The organism is Pseudomonas sp. DVZ6 (assembly GCF_024259445.1).
In the GTDB taxonomy this organism is placed as follows: Bacteria; Pseudomonadota; Gammaproteobacteria; order Pseudomonadales; family Pseudomonadaceae; genus Aquipseudomonas; species Aquipseudomonas peradeniyensis.
Map to the genome: position 1 here is coordinate 1 of NZ_JANCLM010000056.1, position 24,540 is coordinate 24,540.

Consider the following 24,540-nt stretch of genomic DNA (forward strand, 5'->3'; position numbering starts at 1 on the left):
AGTCCAGGCGCCGCCCGTAACTTCGCGACTTCAGGAGGCCGAACGCAGGACTTGCGGAGGGAGGTGACGGGCATGGATGCCCGTCAAGCGCTGGGGCCCAGGATGGGCCCTGCAGCGCGGTCCTCCCGGGAGCAAGACCGGAGTGAGGGGACCCGGAGCGAAGCGTAGGGCCGGATGAATGGAGCGAGGATTTCTTGGTGACTTTTTGATCCTTCAAAAAGTTACCCGCCGTAAGGGCGGAAAGGTGAATAGGCGTCGACATCGCAAATGAATACGCATACAACTTCCGACACCAACCCAACCCAACCCAACCCATCATATTTTAATCCCGAGCCAGCGCCTCAATAGGATCCAACCGCGCCGCATTCCGAGCCGGCACAAACCCAAACACAATCCCAATCAACGTAGAACAAACAAACGCCGTAACAACCGACCCCAACGAAAACACCATCTCCCACTGCTTGACGAACAAGGCAAACAGATACCCGATCCCATAGGACAACCCGATCCCGATCACCCCACCGATCAGACAGACCATCACCGCCTCCACCAGAAACTGCTGCCGGATATCGGACTGCCGCGCCCCGACCGCCATGCGAATGCCAATCTCCCGGGTCCGCTCGGTGACCGACACCAGCATGATGTTCATCACCCCGATCCCCCCCACCACCAGCGAAATCACCGCGATCAGCGACAACAGCAGGGTCAACGAGCGGCTGGTCTTCTGCACGGTCTGCATGATGCTGTCGAGGTTGTTGGTGAAGAAGTCCTTGGTCCCATGCCGCTGCAGCATCAGCTTGTTGACCTCCTCCTCGACCCGCTTGCTCGGCATGCCATCCTTGATCCGCACGCTGATGCTGTCCAGGTGGCGCTGGCCGAGCACCCGCCCAGCGGCGGTCTCGTAGGGCATCCACACGTTCAGCGTGTTGCCGGCGACGAACAGGTTCTTGTTCTCGGCGGTCACGCCGATCACCGTGCACGGCAGCTTGCCGACCAGGATCACCTGCCCCAGCGGGTTGACCCCGTCGCCGAACAGGCGCTTGCGCGTGTTGTGGTCGATCACCACCACCTGCGCCTGGCGCCGGGCGTCGTCGGCGCTGAACACGATCCCCGAGGCCAGCGGAATGTTGCGCACCTGGAAGTACTGCTCGCTGACGCCGTTGAGCTGCACGTCAGCATCGATGTTGCGGTAGCGCACCAGCGAGCTCTGGCCGATCACCGGAGTGGCGCTGTCGACGTAGTAGAGCGCGTTGAGCGCCGTCACATCCGCCGGCATCAAGGTCTCGATGGCCTTGGCCCGGCTGTCGCCGAAACTGGTGCCCGAATAGATGTCGATGGTGTTGCTGCCGATCGCCTGGATGTCCTTGAGCACGTAGCCCTTGGCGCCCTCGCCGATGGCCGAGATCGACACCACCGAGGTGATGCCGATGATGATCCCGAGCATGGTCAGCAAGGTGCGCATGCGGTGCGAGACCAGGGCGATCCAGGCCATCTTGAAGGCCTCGCGGAACAGGCCGAGGCTTGCCACCAGCCGCCGCGGCGCCTGCTCGACAGCCGGCGTGGCCTCGGCGGCTGGCGCCGGTGTCTCGGGTCGGGTGCGGCGGTCGCTGACGATCTGCCCGTCACTGACCTCGATGATCCGCTCGGCATGGGCGGCGACCTTGGGGTCGTGGGTCACCAGGATTACCGTGTGCCCGGCAGCGTGCAACTCCAGCAGGATGTTCATCACCTCCTTGCCGCTGGCGGTGTCGAGGGCGCCGGTGGGTTCGTCGGCAAGGATCACCTCGCCGCCGTTCATCAGCGCCCGGCAGATGCTCACCCGCTGCTGCTGGCCGCCGGACAGCTGGCTCGGCCGGTGGGCCAGATGGGTGCCCAGGCCCAAACGCCCCAGCAGTTCACGGGCACGGGCATGGCGCCCGGCCTGGGGCACGCCGGCATACACCGCCGGAATTTCCACATTGCGCAGGGCATCCAGGTGCGGCAACAGGTGGTAGCGCTGGAAGATGAAGCCGAAATAGTCGCGCCGCAGCGCAGCCAGGGCGTCGTCGTCCAGGTCGCGGGTTTCCTGGCCGCTGACCTGGTAGCTGCCGGCGCTGGCATGGTCAAGGCAGCCGAGGATGTTCATCAGGGTCGACTTGCCCGAGCCCGAGGCGCCGATGATCGCCACCAGCTCACCGGCATGGATCTGCAGGTCGATACCCTTGAGCGCCAGGAACTCACGGTCGCCGGCCATGAAGCTGCGGCTGACCCCCTGCAGGCGCAGCAACGGCTGCTTCTGGTCAGCAGGCCGCGCCAGGTGCGGTGAAAGCTCGACGGTCATATTCATGCTCACGCCCCCGCCTCGCCCGACACCGGCTCGCCGATCACCACCCGATCGCCTTCGGCCAGGCCATCCTTGACCTGCACCTTGACGTTGTTGTTGATCCCCGCCTGGACCTTGCGCACCTGGGCGAAGCCCTTGCCGTCGATCACCCGTACCGGGAAACTGCCGTCGGCGTCGCGCGGCCCCAGCGCCGCCACCGGCACGGTGAGCACGCCCTGGGCGGTGTCGAGGACGATGCGCACCTGGGCGGTCATCGAGATGCGCAGGCGGTGCTCGGGGTTGGGTACCTCGAACAGTGCGTTGTAGAACACCGCGCTGGCCTGCTTGGCCGCGCCGCTGTTCTTGTCGCTGCTTTCCAGGTAGTTCTGCGGCGCAGGCTCCGTGCCGCGCAGCTTGGCGTAATAGCGCTGGTCATCGCCGAGGATGGTGAAGTACACCTGCTGGCCGGGGCTGATGTGAATCACGTCGGCCTCGGACACCTGGGCCTTGATGGTCATGGTGTCGAGATCGGCCAGCTTGAGGATCACCGGCGCCAACTGGTTGGAGATCACCGTCTGGCCTTCCTGGGTGACGATGCCCACCACATGGCCGTTGATCGGCGCGACGATGCGGGTGTAGCCGAGGTTGACCCTGGCGGTGTCGATCTGCACCCGGGCGCTCTTGATCTGCGCGTCCAGCGAGCGCAGGTTGGCCTGCTGCACCTCGAACTCGGACTCGGCACTCTCGAAATCCTGGCGCGAGATCGACTCGTCGTCCTGCAGCACCTCGTACCGCTCGTAGACCCGCTTGGCCTGCTTGAGCTTGGCCTGCACCGAGCGCCGCTCGGCCTGCAGCTTCTCCTCGTCGACCTCGGCCTGGCGCAGGGTGTTCTGCGGCACCAGCGGGTCGATCTCGGCCAGCCACTGGCCCTCGCTGACCTTGTCACCGAGCTTGACCTTCAGCGACTTGAGCTGCCCGGAAACCTGGGCACCGACGTCTACCTGGCGGATGCCCTCCAGGGTGCCGGTGGCCAGCACCGCGTTCTCGATGTCGCCACGCTCGACCGTGGCGGTGATGTACTGCGGCGGCTTGGCCGGGGCCTGCACCGCGTACAGCACGATGCCGGCGACCAGGGCCGCGGCGACCCCAAGGGTGATCTTGCGAAACTTCGTCTTTTCCATAAAACCGTTCTTCCAGAATCCGATGAGGTCCCGTGGGCGCGGGCATGCCCCGCGCCCACGACGGTGTTACTGCTTCACCCTGCCGTGATGCAGGGCCTGCCCGTCATGCCACCACGCCGCCAGGCTGAACACATCCGGCACCTTGAGGATGCTGAAATGGTTACCCGGCCCCTGCCACACCTCCAGTTGCGGCAGCCAATCGCGCCAGCCCTCCTCCATGGCCTGCTGCTCGCGCTGGTTGCCGGCGACGTCCAGACTCGGATCAGCCACCAGCACCAGCCGCGCCAGGCCGTTGAACCCACCCTCGGGACGGTACACCGTGCGCAGGGCCGTGGCGAAGGTCCGCACCACGCCCTCGAGTGCCTGCGCCGAAGAGCGTGACGGCATCAGGCCGACCCGCACCATGGCCGCGTGCAACTGGCGCAGTTGCTCCTGATCGTCGGCTTCGGCAAAGGCCGTAGGTTCGATGCCCAACGACTTGCCGGTGGACAGTTGCAACGACTCGATCAGCCGCTGCAGGGCCTGGGTAAAGGTGTACGGCTTGCCGCAACTGCCCCCCGCGCCCGGCGCCTCGCTGTCGACCAGGGTCAGGGAGCGCACTTCGCGCCCTTTGGCCTGCAAGCGTGCCGCCATGGCGTGGGCCACCCAGCCACCGAACGAATGCCCGACCAGGTTCAACGGGCCCTCGGGGTACAGCGCCTCGATGGCCCGGACATGGCAGTCGGCGGCGGCCTCCACTGTGCTGTGCGGCACCTCGCCCGCGGCCAGGCCCCGGGCCTGCAGGCCATGCACCGGCCAATCCGGCCCCAGCGCCTCGGCCAGGCCGATAAAGCTGGTCACGCTGTCGCCGGCCCCCGGTACGCAGAACACCGGGACATGGGACGGCGTGCCGCTCTGGATCGCCAGCAGCGGCTGGTGTGTCGGCCGAACGCCACCGGGTGCGGCCTGCAACGCCTGCGCAATGGCCTGGCCCAACACCGCCGCCTGCGGGTCCTGCACCATGCTCTGGTGATCGCCCGGCACGCTCAGGCAATGCAACGCCTGCCCCGGCAAGGCCTCGGCCCAGCCCAGGGTCGGGCTGTCGGTGACGATGCCGGCGCTGCGCTGCTCGGCCACGAACAGATGCAGCGGCACCGGCAACGCTGCCAGCCGGTAGTGGGCCAGGGCATGCCCATGGGCCAGGTGACGCTCGAAGAAGTGGCGCAATTGCCCGTCGCTGGCCTGGACCAGGCCGGGCACCAGGAGCTGGCGATCACGGCAGTGGGCGAGCAGTGCGTCGAACGCCAGCGCCCCGGGCTGCAATGCCTCGATCTCGGCCAACTGCGCCGCCCCCGCCTCGCCCTGGGCCTGCCAATGCACCCGGCAATGCAGCAACAGCTGCCCTTGCAGCAGGTGCGGCCCCTGCCAGCGCGCCTTGCCCTGGTCGCTCAGGCGCGGCACGTAGGTGTCGATCAGACCGACGAAGGCCACCGGCTCGTCCGCGCCCAGCAACTGCGCGGCCACCTCGTAGGCCAGCACGCCGCCAAACGACCAGCCCGCCAGCCGATACGGCCCGTGCGGCTGCACGGCGCGGATCCGCCGTACCAGGCGTGCCGCCAGGCACTCCATGGTATTCAGCTGCGCCTCCCCAGGGGCGACGCCAGCCAGGCCGTAGACGGGGAAATCACCTTCGATATGCCGCCCCAGGACCGGGAAGTACAGGTCCAGGCCACTGAACTCGTGGATCAGGAACAAGGCAGGCTGGCTGCCTGCGGCGCGCACCGTGACCAGGCCTTCGTCCTCGTGCGCACCCTCGCCCAGGCGCGCTGCCAGGGTGGCGATGGTCGGGTGCTGGAACAGCTCCGCCAGGGTCGTGTGCAGGCCGGCCTGGCGCATCTCGCCTACCAGGCGGATCGCCGACAGCGAATGCCCGCCCAGTTCGAAGAAGCTGTCATGCCGCCCCACCCGCTCGACCTCCAGCACTTGCGCCCACAGCGCGGCCAATGCCTGTTCCACCGGTGTTGCAGCGGCCTCGAACACCGCCACGGCCAGGTCCTGCGCGCCCGGCAGCGGCAGCGCCCGGCGGTCGACCTTGCCATTGTTGGTCAACGGCAACGCCTCGAGCGCGACGAACGCCGCCGGCAACATGTACTCCGGCAGCCGTTCGCGCAGGAAACCGCGCAACGCCACGCCGTCGAGGGCCGCGTCGGTACGGGTGTACCAGGCCACCAGGCGCAGCGGTCCCTGCTCCAGGCGCAGGGCCATGACCACGACCTCGTCCACGCCCGGGCACTGGGCCAGGTGCTGCTCGATCTCGCCCAGCTCGATACGGAAACCACGGATCTTCACCTGGTCGTCGGTGCGCCCCAGACACTCCAGCTGGCCGTCATCACGCCAGCGGGCCAGGTCGCCGGTGCGGTACAACCTCGCGCCGGGCCCAGCACCGAACGGGTCGTCGAGGAAACGCTCGGCGGTCAGTTGCGGGCGATTCAGGTAGCCCAGCGCTACGCCGTCGCCGCCGATGTACAGCTCGCCGGTCACGCCTTCGGGCAGCAGGCGCCCGTGCGCGTCGAGTACATAGGCCGTGGTATTGCCGATCGGGCCGCCGATCGGCACATGCTCGGCGCCGTCGGCCACGGCCCGCACGGTGCAGGCGGTGGCAAAGGTGGTGGTCTCGGTGGGCCCGTAGCAGTGCACCAGGCGCAGGTTCGGCGCCCGCGCCAGCAACGCCCGGAAGCTGGCGGGCTCGCCGCGCTCGCCGCCGCACAGCAGGACCCGCAGCCCGGCCAGGGCCTCGGGGATCAGCTGCACATACTGGTTGAACAGCGCCGTGGTGACGAACATCACGCTGGCGCCACCCTGGCGCAACGCGGTGGCGAACTGCGTTGGCTCGACCAGGGTCTGGTGATCGATCACCAGCACCTGGCCACCGTTGAGCAGGCCGCCCCAGACATCCAGGGTGGCGGCGTCGAACGCCGGATTGGAGACGAAGGCGAAACGGTCGCTGGCATCGAAGTCGGCATAGCCGTTGTTCAGCACCAGCCGGGTGATGCCGCGGTGGCTCACCCGCACCCCCTTCGGCGTGCCGGTGGAGCCCGAGGTGTACATCACATAGGCCACCGCGTCGGCGTCCTGCGCCAGGTTCGGGTTGTGCGCCGGCTGGTCGTCGAGGGCCAGGCAGTCCAGGTCGATGCGCCGCGCCTCGCATTCCGCCGCCAGGCTGCCGAGGGTCAGCAGCGCCACGGCCTGGCAGTCCTGGACCATGAACGCCTGGCGTTCGGCCGGGGCGTTGATGTCCAGCGGCACATAGATGGCCGCGCACTTGAGCACGGCCAGTTGCGCCACCAGCAAGGGCAACGAACGCGGCAGCAGGATCGCCACCGGGTCACCTGCCGCCACGCCCTCGCCGATCAGCCAATGGGCCAGGCGGTTGGCCTGCTCGTTGAGCTCGCCATAGGTGAGCTGGCGTTCATCGTGGCGCGCCGCCAGCGCCAGCGGGTGCCGCGCCACCTGCTGCTCGAACAGGCGCTGCACCGGCAACGCTCGCGGGTAATCACGTTGCGTGGCGTTAAAGCCCACCAGGAGCCGCCGGCGTTCCTCGGCCGGCACGATCTCCAGCCGTTCCAGGCCTCGTTCGGGATCCTGAGTCAGGGCCTCGACCAGGTTTTCCAGGGCCTGTTGCAGATAACCGCACAGTCGTCGCGCATCCAGGCCCGGCGCACACTGCGCGGTCAGGCCGAAGCCTTCGCCCAGGTCATCGATGCTCAGGGCCAGCGGGTAGTTGCTGCGTTCCTCGGCATGCAGCAGCTCGATGCCTTCCCAGGCGCGCCCGGCTGCACCGTCACGGAGCAGGGCCGTGGCACTGTGGCGGTAGTTGAGCAAGGCGCTGAACAGCGGCGCGCCGGCCGGCAGCGCGCTGCAACGCTGGGCCAGGGCCAGTTGCGCATGCTCGTGCACCAGCAACCCGGTGAGCCGGCGGTGGGTGTCGAGCAGCGCCTCGCGCACCGGCAGGCGGCCCACCTCCAGGCGCAGCGGCAAGGTGTTGATGAACACGCCCAAGGCGCGTTCCACGCCTTCGCCACCCTGCAGGCGACCGAGCAGCACGGTGCCGAACACCACGCTGTCGCGCCCCGACAACTGCCCCAGCACCATCCCCCAGGCCAGGTGCATCAGGCTGGCGGCGCTGACGCCCAGCAGCCGCGCCTGCTCGCGCAGGTGTCGCGCCAGGCCGTCGTCCAGCAGTATCCGGGCTTCGGCCTCGGCGCCCTGATGAGCCAGCGGATGCGGGCCATAGGGCAAGGTCGGCTCGTCGATGTCGCCCAGCTGTTCGCGGAAGAACGCCTCGTGCTCGGCCTCGCCCGCGCCTTGCAGCACCTGGGCGATGTAGTTGCGGTACGGCACCGGCGCGGGCAACTGGCGCTGCTCGTCGAGCAGGCAGGCCTGCAGTTCGGCGCGCAGCACATCCTGGGCCACGTGGTCCATGACCAGGTGGTGGAACAGCAGGGTCGCGGTGATGCGCCCGCTGGCCGGGTCCTGGCTGTGCAGCAAGCGCAGCATGGGTGCGCGGGTCAGGTCCAGGCGCAAGACCTGCGGCGCCCCCGGCGACACCTCCTGTACTGGCAGCGATGCCTGGCGCCACACCACCTGCACGGGTTCGGCGAGGCCGTCCCAGTACAGCGAGGAACGCAGGATATCGTGACGGGCGATCACCTGGTCCAAGGCCCGCTGCAGCGCCTCCAGCCGCGCGCGGTCGGCCACGGCGAAACGCGCCTGCAACAGGTACGGATCATCCCCCTCGCTGGCCAGGTGGTGGTAGAGAATCCCCGCCTGCAACGGCCCCAGCGGGTAGATGTCCTGCACGTTGGCGGCGCCGCCCGGGACCTGGGCGACGATGCGGTCGATGGCCGCCTGCTCCAGCGCCACCAGCGCCAGCAGGTCCGGTGTGATGCGTCGGCAGTCGGCGCCAATACGGTTGGCCGGCACCCGGGGCCCGCCATGCTGGCCCAGGGTGCCGGCCAAGGCGGCCAGGGTCGGCTCGGCGAACAGCACGCGGATGTCCGCCTCCAGGCCTTCGGCACGCAGGCGGGCGATCAGGGTCACCGCCAGCAGCGAGTGGCCACCCAGTTCGAAGAAGTGGTCCTGGCGCCCTACCCTCGGCACGTTCAGCAGCTCGGCCCACAGTGCCGCCAGATGGGTTTCGGCTTCCCCTTGCGGCGCCTCGTAGGCACGGCTGAGCACGGCCTCGGCGCCGGGCTCGGGCAGCGCCTGGCGGTCGAGCTTGCCATTGGCGGTCAGCGGCATGGCCGGCATCCCCACATAGGCCGACGGCACCATGTAGTCTGGCAGCTGCGCCAGGGCATGCCGACGCAACGCCTCGATCCCGGGCGCGTCGTCGTGGGCGGTGAACCAGGCGACCAACCGCTCGCCACGCAGCAGCACCGCAACTTCACGAATCGCGGGATGACTGGCCAGGCAGGCCTCGATCTCGCCCAGTTCGATACGCAGGCCATGCAGCTTGACCTGGAAGTCGTCGCGGCCGAGGAACTCCAGCTCGCCGTCGGCGCGGCGGCGCACCAGATCACCGCTGCGGTACAGGCGCTCGCCGACCACGAACGGGCTGTCGCCGAAGCGCTCGGCGTCCAGTTCCGGCAGGCCCAGGTAGCCACGGGCCACGCCGACGCCGCCGATGTGCAGCTCGCCCACCACGCCACGGGGCACCGGCAGGCCGTTGCGGTCGAGCACGTAGAGCCGGGTATTGGCGATCGGCCGGCCGATCGGTGGCGCGCTTTCAGGCAGCGGTTGCCCGGGCTCCAGGGTCCAGACGCTGCAATCGACGGTGGCCTCGGTCGGGCCATAGACGTTGTGCAGGCGTACCTGCGGCAGGCGCTCGCGCACCTGTTGCAGCAACGTTGTGGTCAGCTCGCCGCCGCCGCAGACGATATCGGTGAGGCTGTCACAGGCCGCGCTGGCCTCAAGGGCGAGGAATTGCTGCAGCAGCGCCGGCACGAACTGCACCACGCTGACCTGCTGGCGCTGGATCAGCGCCGCCAGGTAGGCCGGATCGCGCTGGCCGTCCGCACGCGCCAGCACCAGGCGCAGGCCGGCGCACAGCGGCCAGAACAGCTCCCACACCGAGGCGTCGAAACTCACCGGGGTCTTGTGCAGCAGCGCGCCCTCGACGGTCGGGGCGATCAGCCGCGAGCTCCAGTGCACCAGGTTGCACAGGCTGCGGTGCTCGACCATCACCCCTTTCGGCGTGCCGGTGGAGCCGGAGGTGTAGATCACGTAGGCCAGGTGCCGGGCACCCAGGCCGCTCACCTGCGGATTGTCCGGCGACTGGCCGGTCCAGGTCGGCTGGTCAAGGTCCAGGCGTGGCACGGCACTGTCGATGAAGCGCCCGCGGCTGCCGGCATCCACCAGCAACGCCAGCGGCGCGCTGTCGGCAAGCATGTAGGCCAGGCGCTCGTCGGGGTAGCCCGGGTCCAGCGGCACGTAGGCGCCGCCGGCCTTGAGCACCGCCAGCAGCCCGACCAGCAGTTGCGGCCCACGGGCCAGGCACACCGCGACCCGGCTGTCGGCGACCACGCCCTGGGCGATCAGCTGATGGGCCAGGCGGTTGGCCGCCTCGTTCAGTTGCCGGTAGCTCATCTGGCCGTCCTCGGCCTGCAGCGCCAACGCCTGCGGCATACGCGCCACCTGCGCCTCGAACAACGCCTGCACCGGTTGCTGCAAGCCGCCGACCAATTCGCTGGCATTGCAGGTCACCAGCTCCTGGCGACGCTCGGCGGCGCCCAGCAGTTCGACCTTCGCCGGCACCGCCTGGTCGCTGCCGGCCATCGCCCACAGCAGTTGCTCCAGGTAGCCGACATGGCGTTCGATGGTCGCCCGGTCAAACAGTGCCGTGGCGAACTCCAGGGCGCCGCCGTAGCCGTCGGCGGTCTCGCCCAGGCTCAGGGTCAGGTCGAACTTGGCGAAGATCTGCGCGCCGCCCAGTGCCTCCAGTTGCAGGTCGCCCAGTTGCAGGGCCTCGCCCGGCACGCCGTTCCAGGCCAGCGACACCTGGTACAGCGGGGTATGGGCCAGGCTGCGCGGCGGGTGCAGCAGTTCCACCACCTGTTCGAACGGCAGGTCCTGATGGTCCTGGGCCTGGCTGACGCAGGCCTTGACCCGGGCCAGCAGCGCGCCGACGTCGGGCAGTCCGGCGGTATCGATGCGCAGGGCCAGGGAGTTGACGAACAAGCCGATCAGCCCTTCGACCTCGGCCTGCCGACGGTTGGCCACCGGTGTGCCGATCACCACCTCGGCCTGGCCGGACAGGCGCGCCAGCAGCACCGCCCAGGCGGCGCCGAACAGCATGAACGGGGTGACCCCGTGGCGCAGGCACAGCGCCCTGAGGTCTTCGCTCAGACGCCGGTCCAAACGTATCTCGATCCGGTCACCGCGGTAGTCCTGGCGGGCCGGCCGTGGCCGGTCGGTGGGCAGGGTCAGCAGCACCGGCGCGCCGGCCAGGGCCTGTTGCCAGTATTCGCCCTGGCGCTGCAGCGCGTCGCCGACCAGCCAGCGGCGCTGCCACAGGGCGTAGTCGCCATACTGGATCGCCAGCGCCGGCAGCGGGTCGTCGCGCCCTTCGCTGAAAGCCTGGTACAGCGCCGCCAGCTCCTGGGTGAACACGCCCATCGACCAGCCGTCGGCGACGATATGGTGCAAGGTCAGCAGCAGCACGTGATGCTCTGCCGCCAGGCACAGCAGGCGGCCACGCACCGGCAACTGGTGCGCCAGGTCGAAGGGCAGCAGCGCCTCGGCCTGCATCAGTTCGGGCAACTGCTGCGCGGCGCCGCGCAGGTCGTGCCAGGCCAGGGCGAAGCCGCCGCGGCCCGGGGCCACGCGTACCCTTGCCTCGGCGCCTTCCTGGGTGAAGTGGCTGCGCAGGCTCTCGTGACGCTCGACGATGCGCGCCAGTGCCTGCTCCAGCGCCGCGCGGTCCAGCGGGCCGTGCAAGGCCAGGCCCAGGGGAATGTGGTAGGCGGCGCTGGCATCGTCCATCTGCGCCAGGAACCACAGGCGCTGCTGGGCGAACGACAGCGGCAGGGACTGGCCACGGGGCGTCGGCTCGATGGCCGGCAGCACCTCGCCACCGCGCTCGGCCAGGGTCGCCGCCACCGCCAGCAGGCGGTCGTCGCCGAACAGCTCGCCCAGCGACAGCTCCCGACCCAGGCGCACCCGCACCTGGCCGACCATGCGCATGGCCAGCAGCGAATGGCCGCCCAGTTCGAAGAAGCGGTCCTGGCGCCCTACCCGTTCCAGCTGCAGCAGCTCGCACCACAGTTCGGCCAGGGCCGTTTCCAGCGCGCCCTCGGCGGCCTCGTGGACCTGGCTGGCCGACGCCTCGCGCTCGGGCAACGGCAGCGCGCGACGATCAACCTTGCCGTTGGCGGTCAATGGCCAGGCATCCAGGCGCACCAGGGCCGTCGGCACCATGTAGCCCGGCAAGCGCTGTTGCAGGGCGGCGCGCAGGGCGCCGACCGGCTGCGCCTCAGGGCCGGCGATGTAGTAGGCCACCAGGCGCGGCTGGCCGGGCTGATCCTCGCGGGCCAGCACCAGCGCTTCGGCGACGCCAGGCAAGGCCAGCAACTGCGCCTCGATCTCCCCCAGCTCGATGCGCAGGCCGCGCACCTTCACCTGGTCGTCGTTGCGGCCCAGGTAGTCCAGGGTGCCGTCAGCGTTCCAGCGAGCCAGGTCGCCAGTGCGGTACATGCGTGCGCCGGGCTGCTCGCTGAACGGGTCGTCGAGGAAACGCTCGGCCGTCAGATGCGCACGGTTCAGGTAGCCCCGCGCCACCCCGACACCGCCCACGTAGAGCTCGCCGGTCACCCCACACGGTACCAGTTGCCGCGCCTCGTCCAGCAGGTAGACCCGGGCATTGGCGATAGGCCGGCCGATGTCCAGCGCGCCGCCCGGCAGCACCAGGCCGGAGGTGGCGACCACCGTCGCCTCGGTGGGGCCATAGTTGTTGACCACGACGCAGCCGGGGTCGCGGGTGAACTGGCGCAGGCGGTCGCCACCGATCAGCAGGGTGCGCAGGGTCGGATGGCGCAGCCCCTGGGTGAAGGCATATTCGGCGACCGGTGTCGGCAGGAAGGCCACCTTCAGCGGTTGCTCCAGCCACCAGGCCAACAGGCCGTCGAGCTGCTCGTTGCCCAGCTCGGCCGGTGGCAGGTGCAGCACCGCGCCGGCGCACAGGGCCGGCCAGACCTCCCAGGCCATGGCATCAAAGCCGAAGCCGGCGACGCTGGCAGTGTGCTCGCCGGCGCCCAGCTCGAAGGCCTTGCAGTGCCAGTGCACCAGGTTGGCCAAGGTACGGTGCTCGACCATCACGCCCTTGGGCTGCCCGGTGGAGCCGGAGGTGTAGATCACGTAGGCCAGGTGGCTGGCCAGCAGGCCGGACAGCTCGGGATTGTCCGTACGCGCCGGCCAGTCCGCCCGGTCCAGGGCCAGCACAGGCAAGGTCAGCCCGCCCAGGCGCGCCAGCAGCGCCTGCTGGGCCAGGACCACCACGGGGGCGCTGTCCTCGAGCAGGTAGCGCAGGCGCTCATCCGGATGCGCCGGGTCCACCGGTACATAGGCGCCACCGGCCTTGAGCACCGCCAGCAGCGCCACCAGGGTATCCAGGCCGCGCCGGGCGACCACCGCGACCCGGTCATCGGGCCCTACGCCGCGTTCGATCAGGTGATGGGCCAGGGCGTTGGCGCGCTGGTTCAGCTCGCCGTAGCTCAGGCGTGCATCGCCGGCCACGGCGGCCAGCGCCTGCGGGGCACGGGCCGCCTGGGCCTCGATCAGGGCCGGCAGGGTCTGGCCGACCGGGAATGTCCGGGCACTGTTGTTGAAGGTGTGCAGCAGGCGTCGGCGTTCGGCGCCGCCGACCAACTCCACCTCGGCCAGAGGCGCCTGGTCGTTTGCGACCATGGCCCGCAGCAGGCGCTCGAAGTAACCGGCGAAACGGCACACGCTGCTTTCATCGAACAATGCCGTGGCGTACTCGAGGCTGCCGACCAACGCCTCGCCCTGCTCGCCCATGCTCAGCGACAGGTCGAACTTGGCCACCTGGTTGGCCTGGGCCACGCCCTCCAGGCGCAAACCCGCCAGGCTCGGCGCGACGCCCTCGGTGGCCAGCCAGTTGAGGGTGGTCTGGAACAACGGCGTGTGGCCGAGGCTACGCGCCGGGCGGACGATCTCCACCACCTGCTCGAACGGCAGGTCCTGGTGCGCCTGGGCGTCGAGCAGGCGTGCCTTCACCTGGGCAAGCAGGCGCTCGCTGCTCGGCGCGCCCGACGTGTCGATGCGCAGCGCCAGGGTGTTGACGAACAGCCCCACCAGCGGCTCCAGCTCGGCATGGCCGCGTCCGGCCACCGGGCAGCCGACCACCACCTCTGTCTGCCCGGACAGGCGCGCCAGGGTCGCGGCCCAGGCACTGAGCAGCACCATGTATAGAGTTGCCTGATGCCGCTGGGCCAGGGCCCGCAGGCCGGCCCCCAGGCGCGCATCCAGCTGCAGCGCCAGGCTGGCGCCGCTGAAGTCCTGGCGTGGCGGTCGTGGCCGGTCACTCGGCAGGCTCAGCAGGGTCGGCGCGCCATCCAGGGCCTGGCGCCAGTAGTCGGCCTGGCGTTGCAGTTGCTCACCGGCCAGCCAGCGTCGCTGCCACACGGCATAGTCGCCGTACTGGATGGCCAGGGCCGGCAACGGATCGTCCAGGCCCTGGCACATGGCCGGGTACAGCGCGCCCAGCTCACGGGTCAGCACGCCGAGGGACCAGCCGTCGGCGACGATATGGTGCAGGGTCAGCAGCAGCACATGGTGCTGATCCTCCAGGCGCAGCAGGCTGGCGCGCAACAGTGGTCCTTCGACCAGGTCGAACGGCGCGGTGGCCTCGGCCTGCAGGTGCGCGGCCAGGTCATCGGGCGCCAGGCTCAGGCGCCGCAGCCAGCCCGGTAGCGGCGTGGCGGCGACGTGCACCTCGGCGCTGTCGCCTGCGGGTACGAAGCGGCTGCGCAGGCCTTCGTGGCGCGCGACGATGCACAGCAGGGCACGCTCCAGCGCGTCGGCATCCACCGAGCCACGCAGGCCCAGGGCCAGCGGCACGTTGTAGGCCTGGCTGCCGCCCTCCAGCTGGGCCAGGAACCACAGACGCTGCTGGGCGAACGACAACGGCAGGGGCTGCTCGCGGGGCACCGCGACGATGGCCGGCAGCGCGCTGTGCCCGGCGCTCGCCAGCACCTGGGCCACGGCGGCCAGTTCGGGGTTGGCGAACAGCTCGGCCAGGGTCAGCTCGACGCCAAGGCGCAGGCGCACCTGGGAGACCATGCGCATGGCCAGCAGCGAATGGCCACCCAGGGCGAAGAAATGGTCATGCCGGCCAACCTGCTCCACCTGCAGCAGTTCGGCCCACAGCTGGGCCAGGGCAGTTTCCAGTTCGCCCTCGGGGGCCACGTAGCCACGCTCGAACAGCGCCGAACGCTCAGGCGCCGGCAAGGCGCGGCGGTCGAGCTTGCCGTTGGCGGTCAGCGGCAGCGCCTGCAGGGCGACGAAGGCCACCGGCACCATGTACTCCGGCAGATGGGCCAGCAGTTGCGTGCGCAGGTGCTCGGGCAACGGTGCCTCGAGACCCGTCTGCGCGGTGAAGTAGGCCACCAGCCGCGGCTGGCCGGGTTGGTCCTCACGCGCCACCACCACGGCCTCGCCGATGCCCGGCAGGCTGTTCAGGCGGTTCTCGATCTCGCCCAGTTCGATGCGTACCCCACGGATCTTCACCTGGTCGTCGTTGCGCCCCAGGTAATCGAGGGTGCCGTCGGCAAGCCAGCGCACCAGGTCACCGGTGCGGTACATGCGCGCGCCCGGCGTTGCCGCGAACGGGTCGTCGCGGAAGCGCTCGGCCGTCAGTTGCGGGCGGCCGAGGTAGCCACGGGCGACCCCTGCACCGCCGATGTACAGCTCGCCCGGCACGCCCAATGGCACCGGCTGCAAGCCGGCGTCGAGCACGTACAGGCGGGCATTGTCCACAGGGCCGCCGATGTGCAGCGCGCCCCCCGCCTCCACCACCCCGGAGCTGGCCACCACGGTGGTTTCGGTCGGGCCGTAGTTGTTGACCACGGCGAAGGTCTGGGTGCGGTTGAACTGGCGCAGGCGATCCCCGCCGATCAACAGGGTGCGCAAGGTCGGGTGACCCAGTTGATGACTGAAGGCGTATTCGGCCACAGGGGTGGGCAGGAAGCTGACATCCAGCGGTTGGGCGCGCCACCAGGCCAGCAGCGCATCAAGGTCCTCGTGGCCCTCGCCGGCGGGCGCCAGGTGCAAGGTGGCCCCGGCGCACAACGCCGGCCAGACCTCCCAGGCCATGGCGTCGAAGCCGAAGCCGGCCAGGCTCGAAGTGTGCCGGCCCAGGCACAGGTCGAAGGCCCGGCAGTGCCAGTCCACCAGGTTGTTCAGGGTGCGGTGCTCGACCATCACCCCCTTCGGCTGCCCGGTGGAGCCCGAGGTGTAGATCACGTAGGCCAGGTGTTCCGGTCCCAGGTCGGCGACGGCTGGATCATCCAGCCGCTGCGGCCAGTCAGGCTGATCGAGCGCCAGCACGGGCACCGTGATCCCATCCAGGCGGCCGCGCAACGCTTGTTGGGTCAGCACGGCCACTGGCGCGCTGTCGTCGAGCAGGTAGCGCACACGCTCGTCCGGATGGGCCGGGTCCACCGGCACGTAGCCGGCGCCGGCCTTGAGCACCGCGACCAGGCCAATCAGCGTGTCCAGGCCACGACGGGCGAACACTGCCACGCGGTCATCGGGGCGCACGCCGAGGCCGATCAGGTGGTGAGCCAGGGCATTGGCGCGCTGGTTCAGGTGCTGATAAGTCAGCGACTGGTCATTGGCAGTGGCGGCCAGGGCGTGGGGATGGGCCTGGGCCACGGCCTCGATACGCCGATGCAACGGACCGTGCGACTGTTCGATGCCCGGGGTCTGGTTGAAGGTTTCCAGCAGTTGCTCACGCTCGTCGGCAGGCACCATCGGCAGCGCCCTGACTTCAGCGGTGGACGTCGCCGCAAGCAGGCTGCGCAGGGTCTGCTCCAGGTAGGCACAGACACGTCGTGCCGGCACCTCGGGGCTGGCCAGCAGGGTCAGGCGGAACGCTTCGCCGAAGTCGTCGACGCTCAGGGTCAAGGGGTAGTTGGTGGCCTCGGCGGCGTGCACGATCTCGATCCCGGCCCAGCCGGCGCGCAGCACCGCTTCGGAGCCCGAGGCCGCGCTGTGGCGGTAGTTGAGCAAGGCGTTGAACAACGGAGTCGGCGCCGCCACGCCGCTGCAGCGCTGGGCCAGGGCCAGGGGCGCGTGCTCATGGCGCATCAGCGTGCTCAGGCGCTGGTGGGTGGCCTTGATCGCGCAGGCCAGGTCGGCGTCGTCCAGGTCCACCCGCAACGGCAGCGTGTTGATGAAGATGCCCAGCGCCCGGTCGGTGGCCTCGGCGCCTTGCAGGCGGCCCATCAGCACGGTGCCGAACACCACCTGGTCGCGCCCGGTCAGGCCGCCCAGCACCCGCGCCCAGGCCAGGTGGAACAGGCTGGCGACGCTCACCCCCTGGCTGCGAGCCTGGGCGCGCAGCGCGCGGCACAGCGCCAGGTCGAGGTCCAGCGCGTGCTCGTTCAGCGCCGCGCCATCCCCCTGCACATCGGCCAGGCCATAGGCCAGGGTCGGCGCGTCCACGCCGCCGAGCATGTCGCGGAAAAACGCCTCGTGCTCGGCCTCGCCGACGCCCAGCAGGGCCTGGGCCACATGGTTGCGGAACGGCAGCGGACGGCCCAGTCGGGCACTTTCGCCGAGCAGGAAGGCAAGCATTTCGTGGCGCACCACCTCAAGGGCGCTGTGGTCCATGGCCACGTGATGGAACTGCAGGGTCGCGTGGACCTGCCCGTCCGCCTGCGCCGCCTGGCATTGCAGGCGGATCAACGGTGCCTGGGTCAGGTCGAAGCCGCTGTCCGGCAGCTGGCCCTCGGCGAGCTGGGTGACCCGCAGGCGGGCCTGGCGCCAGACCACCTGCACCGGCGCCTCCAGGGCCTTCCAGTGCACCGAGGTGCGCAGGATGTCGTGACGGTCGATCACCCCTTGCAGGGCCTGGGCGAAGGCCTCGACCCGGGCGCTGCTGGCGAACACGAAGCGCGCCTGCATCACGTAGGGATCGTGGTCGCCGGCGCTGGCATGGTGGAACAGCATGCCCTGCTGCAACGGCACCAGCGGGTAGATGTCCTGCACATTGGCCGCGCCGCCGGGCACGCCTTCGACCAGTTGGTCGATGCTGGCCTGGTCGAGCTCGACCAGGCTGAGCATGGCCGGGGTGATCCGCGTGCAGCCTGCCGGAATGCGGTTTTCCGGTACCTCGACGCTGCCCTGGCGCGCCGCCACGTACTCGCCACGTTCGAGCATCCCCAGCAGCGCCGGCTTGTGCTCGCGCAGCCGCGCCACCAGCGCGGCGTCGCTCAGGGCCTGGCGATTGCCCTGGACCACCAGCTGGCCATCCTTGAGGGCCAGCTGGACATTGTTGGCGGCCAGGGTCGCCAGTAGTTCGTTGATGCTCACAGGACGATCTCCATTCTGTCTGTGATGGCGGCATAGTCTGCCAGCGTCGGGTGTTCGAACAGGCTGCGCACGTCGGCTTCCAGGCCCGCCTCGCGCAAGCGCGAGGTGAGGGTCACGGCCAGCAGCGAGTGGCCGCCCAGTTCGAAGAAGTTGTCGTGGCGGCCTACCTGCTCCACGCCCAGCAGCTCGCCCCAGATACGCGCCAACAGCTGCTCGGTGTCGCCTTGCGGCGCCTCGTAGACGCGCGCCGGCAGGTCCGGCTGCGGCAGTGCCTTGCGGTCGAGCTTGCCGTTGGGGGTCAGCGGCAAGGCGTCGAGGGCCATGAACAGCGCCGGTACCATGTACTCGGGCAGTTGCCCCAGCAGCGCCTCGCGCAGAACCTCGGCGGGCGGCGCGGCGCCGGTGACATAGGCCACCAGGCGCGGGCCGGTCGGTTGGGCGTCGTGCACCAGCACCACGGCTTCGCGCACCCCGGGTACCCGGGCAAGGCAGGCCTCGATCTCGCCCGGCTCGATGCGCAGGCCGCGCAGCTTGATCTGGTGGTCGGTGCGGCCGAGGAACTCGAGGCTGCCGTCAGGGCGCTGGCGTACCCGATCGCCGCTGCGGTACAGCCGCTCGCCGTCGGCGAACGGGCTGGCGATGAAGCGTTCGGCCTGTTGCTCCGGCAACCCCAGGTAGCCACGCGCCACCCCGGCGCCGCCGATATGCAGCTGACCGGCAACGCCCAACGGCACGGGTTGGTCGTGGCCGTCGAGCACGTACAGCCGGGTGTTGTCGATCGGTCGACCGATGGGCAGCGCGCCGGGCGTCAGCGGGTCCTGCGGGTGCAAGGTGCAGACGCTGCAATCGACCGTGGTCTCGGTCGGCCCGTAGACGTTGTGCAGCCTTGCCCGTGGCAAGCGCTCGCGCACCTGGTGCACCAGGGCCTCGGTCAACTCGCCGCCACCGCAGACGATATCGGTGAGGCTGGCGCAGGCCGCGCTGGCCTCGTACTCGAGGAACTGCTGCAGCAACGCCGGCACGAACTGCACCACGCCGACCTGTTGCTGGTGGATCAGCTCGGCCAGGTACTGCGGGTCGCGCTGACCGTCCGGCTTGGCCAGCACCAGGCGCACGCCGCTGCACAGCGGCCAGAACAGCTCCCACACCGAGGCGTCGAAGCTCACCGGGGTCTTGTGCAGTAAAGCGCCCTCGCCCGGGAACAGCCCGGCGCTCCAGTGCACCAGGTTGACCACGTTGCGGTGCTCGACCATCACCCCCTTGGGCAGCCCGGTGGAGCCGGAGGTGTAGATCACATAGGCCAGGTTGGCGGCGGTCAGGCCCGGCACCTGCGGGTTGTGCTCCGGCTCACGGATCGAGTCCGCCAGGTCGAGATCGACCTGGGTCAGTGGCAGATCCCCCATCAGCGCCCGGGTGGCCGCCTGCACCAGAACCGCTTGTGGCTGGCTGTCGACCAGCATGTGGCGGATCCGTTCGACCGGGTAATCCGGGTCGAGCGGCACATAGGCGCCACCGGCCTTGAGGATCGCCAGCAGGCCGACCACCAGCGACAGACCGCGCTCGACACAGATCGCCACCCGATCGTCGGGCCGTACACCCAGCGCGATCAGGTGATGGGCAAGACGGTTGGCCTGGGCATTGAGCTGCTCATAGCTGAGTTCACCCTGCTCGGTGCTGAGCGCAACGGCCTCGGGCCTACGCAACGCCTGGGCCTCAAACAGGTCCTGGAGGGTCCGGTTCAGGTCGTGGGGCTGCGCCGTGCGGTTGAAGTCGTGCACCAGCTGGTCGCGTTCCTCGGCCGACAGTACTGGCAGTTGCAGCAGCGCTTGCCGTGGCTGATGGGCCAAGGCCTCGGCCATGGCCTCCAGCACCCGCCGCATCTGCTCGCAGACACGCGCCGCGCCGACCGCCGCCGGCGCCAGGGCAACCAGACGGAAGCGCTCGCCTATATCGTCCACGCTCAGGCTCAGCGGGTAGTTGCTGCGCTCGTTGCTGTCCAGGGTCTCGATGCCTTGCAGGGCCTGGCGCTGGTCCTCGTCCGCCTGGCTGCCGTGGCGGTAGTTGAGCATGGCGCTGAACAGCGGCGCCGGGGCCGGCACGCCGCTGCAACGCTGGGCCAGGGCCAGCGAGGCATGCTCGTGGGCCAGCAAGGCGCTCAGGCGCTGCTGGGTCTGGCGCACGGCGTCCTGCAGGTTGATGCCTGCAAGGTCCAGGCGCAGCGGCAAGGTGTTGATGAACATGCCCAGCGCCTGGTCCGCTCCCGCGCCGCCTTCCAGGCGACCGAGCAGCACGGTGCCGAATACCACGCTGTCACGGTCGCTGGCGGCGGCCAGCAGGCGGGCGTAGGCCAGGTGGAACAGGCTGGCGACGCTGATGCCCAGCTGCCGTGCCTGCTGGCGCAGACCGGTGGCCAGGGGTTCGTCCAGCCATAGCTGGGCCTCTTCGATGCCGAGGCCGTCGACCTGCACGTCGCCCAGGCCGAACGGCAGGGTCGGCTCGTCGATATCGCCCAACTGCTCGCGGAAGAACGCCTCGTGCTCGGCCTGGCTGACGCCCAGCCGCGCCTGGGCCACGTAGTTGCGGTACGGCGCGCCCTGTTCGGCGGGCACCGGCGCGCCTTGCAGATAGCTGACCAGTTCCCGGCCGAGCACATCCAGCGCGGTATGGTCGAGGACGATATGGTGGAACTGCAGCACAGCCTGCCTTCCGGCGCCCTGCGCGTCCGGCCAGTGGTACAGGCGCACCAGTGGCGCCCGGTCGAGGGCCAGGGCATGAGGCACCGCAGCCTCGTCGGCCACCTCGAACAGCGCCAGCTCAGCCTGGCGCCAGACTACCTGCAATGCCTGCGGCAGGCCGTCCCACAGCACTGACGTACGCAGCACGTCATGACGGGCGATGACCTTGCCCAGGGCATCGACGAAGGCGTGCAGCCGGTCACGGCTGGCGAAGGCCATGCGCGATTGCAGCACATAGGGATCGTGCTCCGGCGAGCTGAGGTGGTGGTAGAGAATGCCCTCCTGCAACGGCGCCAGCGGGTAGATATCCTGCACGTTGGCCGCGCCACCCGACACCGTGGCGACGATGCGCTCGATGGCGGCAGGTTCAAGGTCCACCAGCGGCAGCATGTCCGGGGTGATCCGGGTGCAGTCGGCCGGAATCCGGTTGGCCGGTACCTCGACCTGGCGGCCATGGCCCAAGGTTGCCGCCAGCGCCGCTACCGTCGGCTGGCCGAACAGGGTGCGCACGTCGGCCTGCAGGCCGGCCTGGCGCAGGCGCGCGGTGAGGCTCACCGCCAGCAGCGAGTGGCCGCCGAGCTCGAAGAAGTTGTCATGGCGACCAACCTGTTCGATACCCAGGACCTCGGCCCAGGTCGCGGCCATGGCCACCTCGGTGGCGCCGATTGGCGCAACGTAGGCCTGGCGCACCAGGGCCGAGGGGTCCGGATCCGGCAGCGCCTTGCGGTCCAGCTTGCCGTGGCTGGTCAGTGGCAGTTCCTCCAGACGCATGAAGGCTTGCGGTACCAAGTGACCAGGAAGGCTGCCCTGTAGCCCTTGGCGCAAGGTATCGATATCGACCACATCAGCTTCGGTGAACCACGCCAGCAGGCGCTCGTTGCGCACCAGCACCACCGCATCCGCAATCCCCGGCTGGGCCTTCAGCGCGGCCTCGATCTCGCCCAGCTCGACCCGTACGCCACGGATCTTCACCTGGTCGTCATTGCGACCCTGGTAGTCCAGCGTGCCATCGGCATTCCAGCGCACCAGATCGCCCGTGCGGTACATCCGCCCGCCGTTGAACGGATCGTCGAGGAAGCGCTCGGCGGTCAGTTCAGGCCGGTTGAGATAGCCCCGGGCGACCTGCGCACCACCGATGTACAGCTCGCCGGTCACCCCCACCGGTACGGGTTGGCGTTGCTCGTCCAACACGTAGACGCGGGTGTTGGCAGTCGGCTTGCCGATATGCAGCGCACCGCCCGGTTGCAGTTGCCCCGACGTCGCCACCACGGTGCTCTCGGTCGGGCCATAGTTGTTGACCAGCGCAAAGCCCGGATCGCGGTCGAACTGGCGCAGGCGATCACCGCCGACCAGCAGCGTGCGCAGGGTCGGGTGCTGGCGTTCGCGACGCAGTGCCTGCTCGGCGACCGGTGTCGGCAGGAAGCTGACCTGTAGCGGCTGTTCCAGCCACCAGTCGAGCAGTTCATCGACATGCTCGCCGCCGATGGACGCCGGCGGCAGGTGCAGCACCGCCCCGGTGCTCAGTGCCGGCCAGGCTTCCCAGGCCATGGCATCGAAGCCGAAGCCCGCGACGCTGGAGATGTGGCTGCCCTCATCCAACTCGAAGGCCTGGCAATGCCAGTGGATCAGGTTGGCCAGGGTGCGGTGCTCGACCATCACCCCCTTGGGCTGGCCGGTGGAACCGGAGGTGTAGATGACATAAGCCAGCTGATTCTCGTCCAGCCCTGCAACCACAGGATTGCTGGCCGCGTGGTCGAGCCAGTCATCGCCATCCAGCATGACTTTGGCTGCATCGCCGACCAACGCTTCGGTGGCCGATTCGACCAGCACCATCGCCGGCGCGCTGTCGCTGAGCAGATAGGCAATCCGCTCCGCCGGATAGCCCGGATCGACCGGCACATAGGCCGCGCCGGCCTTGAGCACGGCCAGCATCGCCAGCAGCCGCTGCGGGCCACGCTCCAGGCACAGCGCCACGCGGTCGCCCAGGACCACGCCCCGCTCGATCAGATGATGAGCCAGGCGGTTGGCACGCTCATTAAGTTCTCCATAGCTCAGACTCAGCCCGCCCTGTACAACGGCCAATGCTTCGGGCGACTGGGCCTCGACCAGTGCGTGCACGGTCTGACCTTGGGGATAATCCACGGCCGTGGTATTGAAACCTTCGAGCACATGGCGTCGCTGCATGCCCTCGAGGATGGGCAGCATGTCGACCTGCGCCGCGCCACCTTGCTCCAACGCCTGGATCAACTGGCTCACGGCAGCGGTCATCCAACCTGCGACCCGCTCGGCACCGATCCCCAGCTGGGCCAGTACGCTCAGGCTGAAACCTTCCCCGTGGTCGTCCACGCTCAGGGTCAGCGGGTAGTTGCTGCGCTCTTCACCGCCGAGCTGATGCATGCCCTGGAAGCTTGCGACATCCACACCGACCGTATCCGTCGGGCTATGGCGGTAGTTGAGCAAGGCACTGAACAGCGGCGCCGAGGCCGGCACGCCGCTGCAACGCTGGGCCAGTGCCAACGACGCATGCTCATGCCCAAGCAACGCCGACAGCCGCTGGTGGGTGGCCTGCACCGCATCGCGGGCGCCCTTGGCGGTGTCGATGCGCAGCGGCAAGGTGTTGATGAACACCCCCAGCGCCCGGTCGGCGCCGTCACCGCCTTGCAGGCGGCCCATCAGCACGGTGCCGAACACCACGTCACCGCGCCCCGCCAGCACACCCACCACGCGGGCCCAGGCCAGGTGCATCAGGCTCGCGGCGCTGACCCCGAGCGCCCTTGCCTGCTCGCGCACCCGGCGCGACAAGGCCGGATCCAGCGGCAGGCGCGACTCCTCGATATCACGCCCGTCGCCCTGCACATCGGCCAGCCCCATGGGCAGGGTCGGCTCGTCGACATCGCCGAGCATGTCGCGGAAGAACGCCTCGTGCCCCGCCTCGGCGGCGCCCAGGCGTACCTGGGCCACGTAGGTGCGGTACGGCACGGGCGCGCTCAACAGGTGCCGGCGACCGGAGAGGATCGCCTGCAGTTCGTGGACGATCACCTCCATCGCCGTGTGATCCAGGGCCAGGTGGTGGAAGTGTAAAACGGCCACCACCCGTTGCAGGGCCGGGTCCAGGGCGTAGGTCAGGCGCAGCAGCGGCGCCTGGGTCAGGTCCAGGCGTTGCAGGCGGGCATCGAAGTGCGCGTGCAGCCGCTCGATCACCGCCTCTTCGCCCAGGCCGGTGACCTCGCTGACCGCCAGGCGAGCCTGGCGCCAGACCACCTGCACCGGCTCGCCCAGCCCCTCCCAGACCACCGAGGTACGCAGGATATCGTGACGATCGATGACCTCTTGCAAGGCCTCGGCACAGGCCTGCAACCGATCCAGGCTGTCGAAGGCCAGACGGGTCTGCAGCAGGTAAGGATCGCCCTGCTCAGCACTGAGGTGGTGGTAGAGAATACCTTCCTGCAACGGCGCCAGCGGGTAGATTTCCTGCACGTTGGCCGCACCACCCGGCACGCTGGCGACGATACGGTCGATGCTGCCCTGGTCCAGGTCGATCAGGCTGAGCATGTTTGGCGTGATGTGCTTCGCATCACTTGGGACTCGATTGGCTGGCACCTCGATTTCACGTCCCGACCCCACAGCCGCCGCCAACGCGGCCAGGGTCGGCTGGACGAACAGCACGCGTACGTCGGCATCCAGCCCGGCCTTGCGCATGCGCTCGATCAGGCTCACCGCGAGCAGCGAA

Annotated in this window: 4 protein-coding genes; all 4 read right to left on the reverse strand. The window is 69.4% G+C overall.

The features are described 5' to 3' along the window. Nucleotides 1-322: 322 nt before the first annotated feature. Entirely contained in the window at nt 323-2,326 is a 2,004-nt protein-coding gene (locus NMG10_RS24165; protein ID WP_232857742.1) for a MacB family efflux pump subunit, read from the reverse strand. Nucleotides 2,327-2,328: 2 nt separating this feature from the next. Further along, entirely contained in the window at nt 2,329-3,483 is a 1,155-nt protein-coding gene (gene macA / locus NMG10_RS24170; RefSeq protein ID WP_198745913.1) for a macrolide transporter subunit MacA, read from the reverse strand. Nucleotides 3,484-3,549: 66 nt separating this feature from the next. Then, nucleotides 3,550-18,075: a non-ribosomal peptide synthetase gene (locus tag NMG10_RS24175; RefSeq protein ID WP_254465262.1), complete on the reverse strand. Its 14,526-nt coding sequence runs from the start codon at nt 18,073-18,075 to the stop codon at nt 3,550-3,552. After that, nucleotides 18,072-24,540: non-ribosomal peptide synthetase (locus NMG10_RS24180; RefSeq protein WP_254465263.1), on the reverse strand; the 6,469-nt coding region annotated here is incomplete at its 5' end. The genes NMG10_RS24180 and NMG10_RS24175, both read right to left, overlap by 4 nt.

Coding starts and splice junctions, on each gene's coding strand:
- macA (WP_198745913.1), bottom strand. CDS start 3,483: ATGGAAAAGACGAAGTTTCGCAAGATCACCCTTGGGGTCGCCGCGGCC.
- NMG10_RS24165 (WP_232857742.1), bottom strand. CDS start 2,326: ATGAATATGACCGTCGAGCTTTCACCGCACCTGGCGCGGCCTGCTGAC.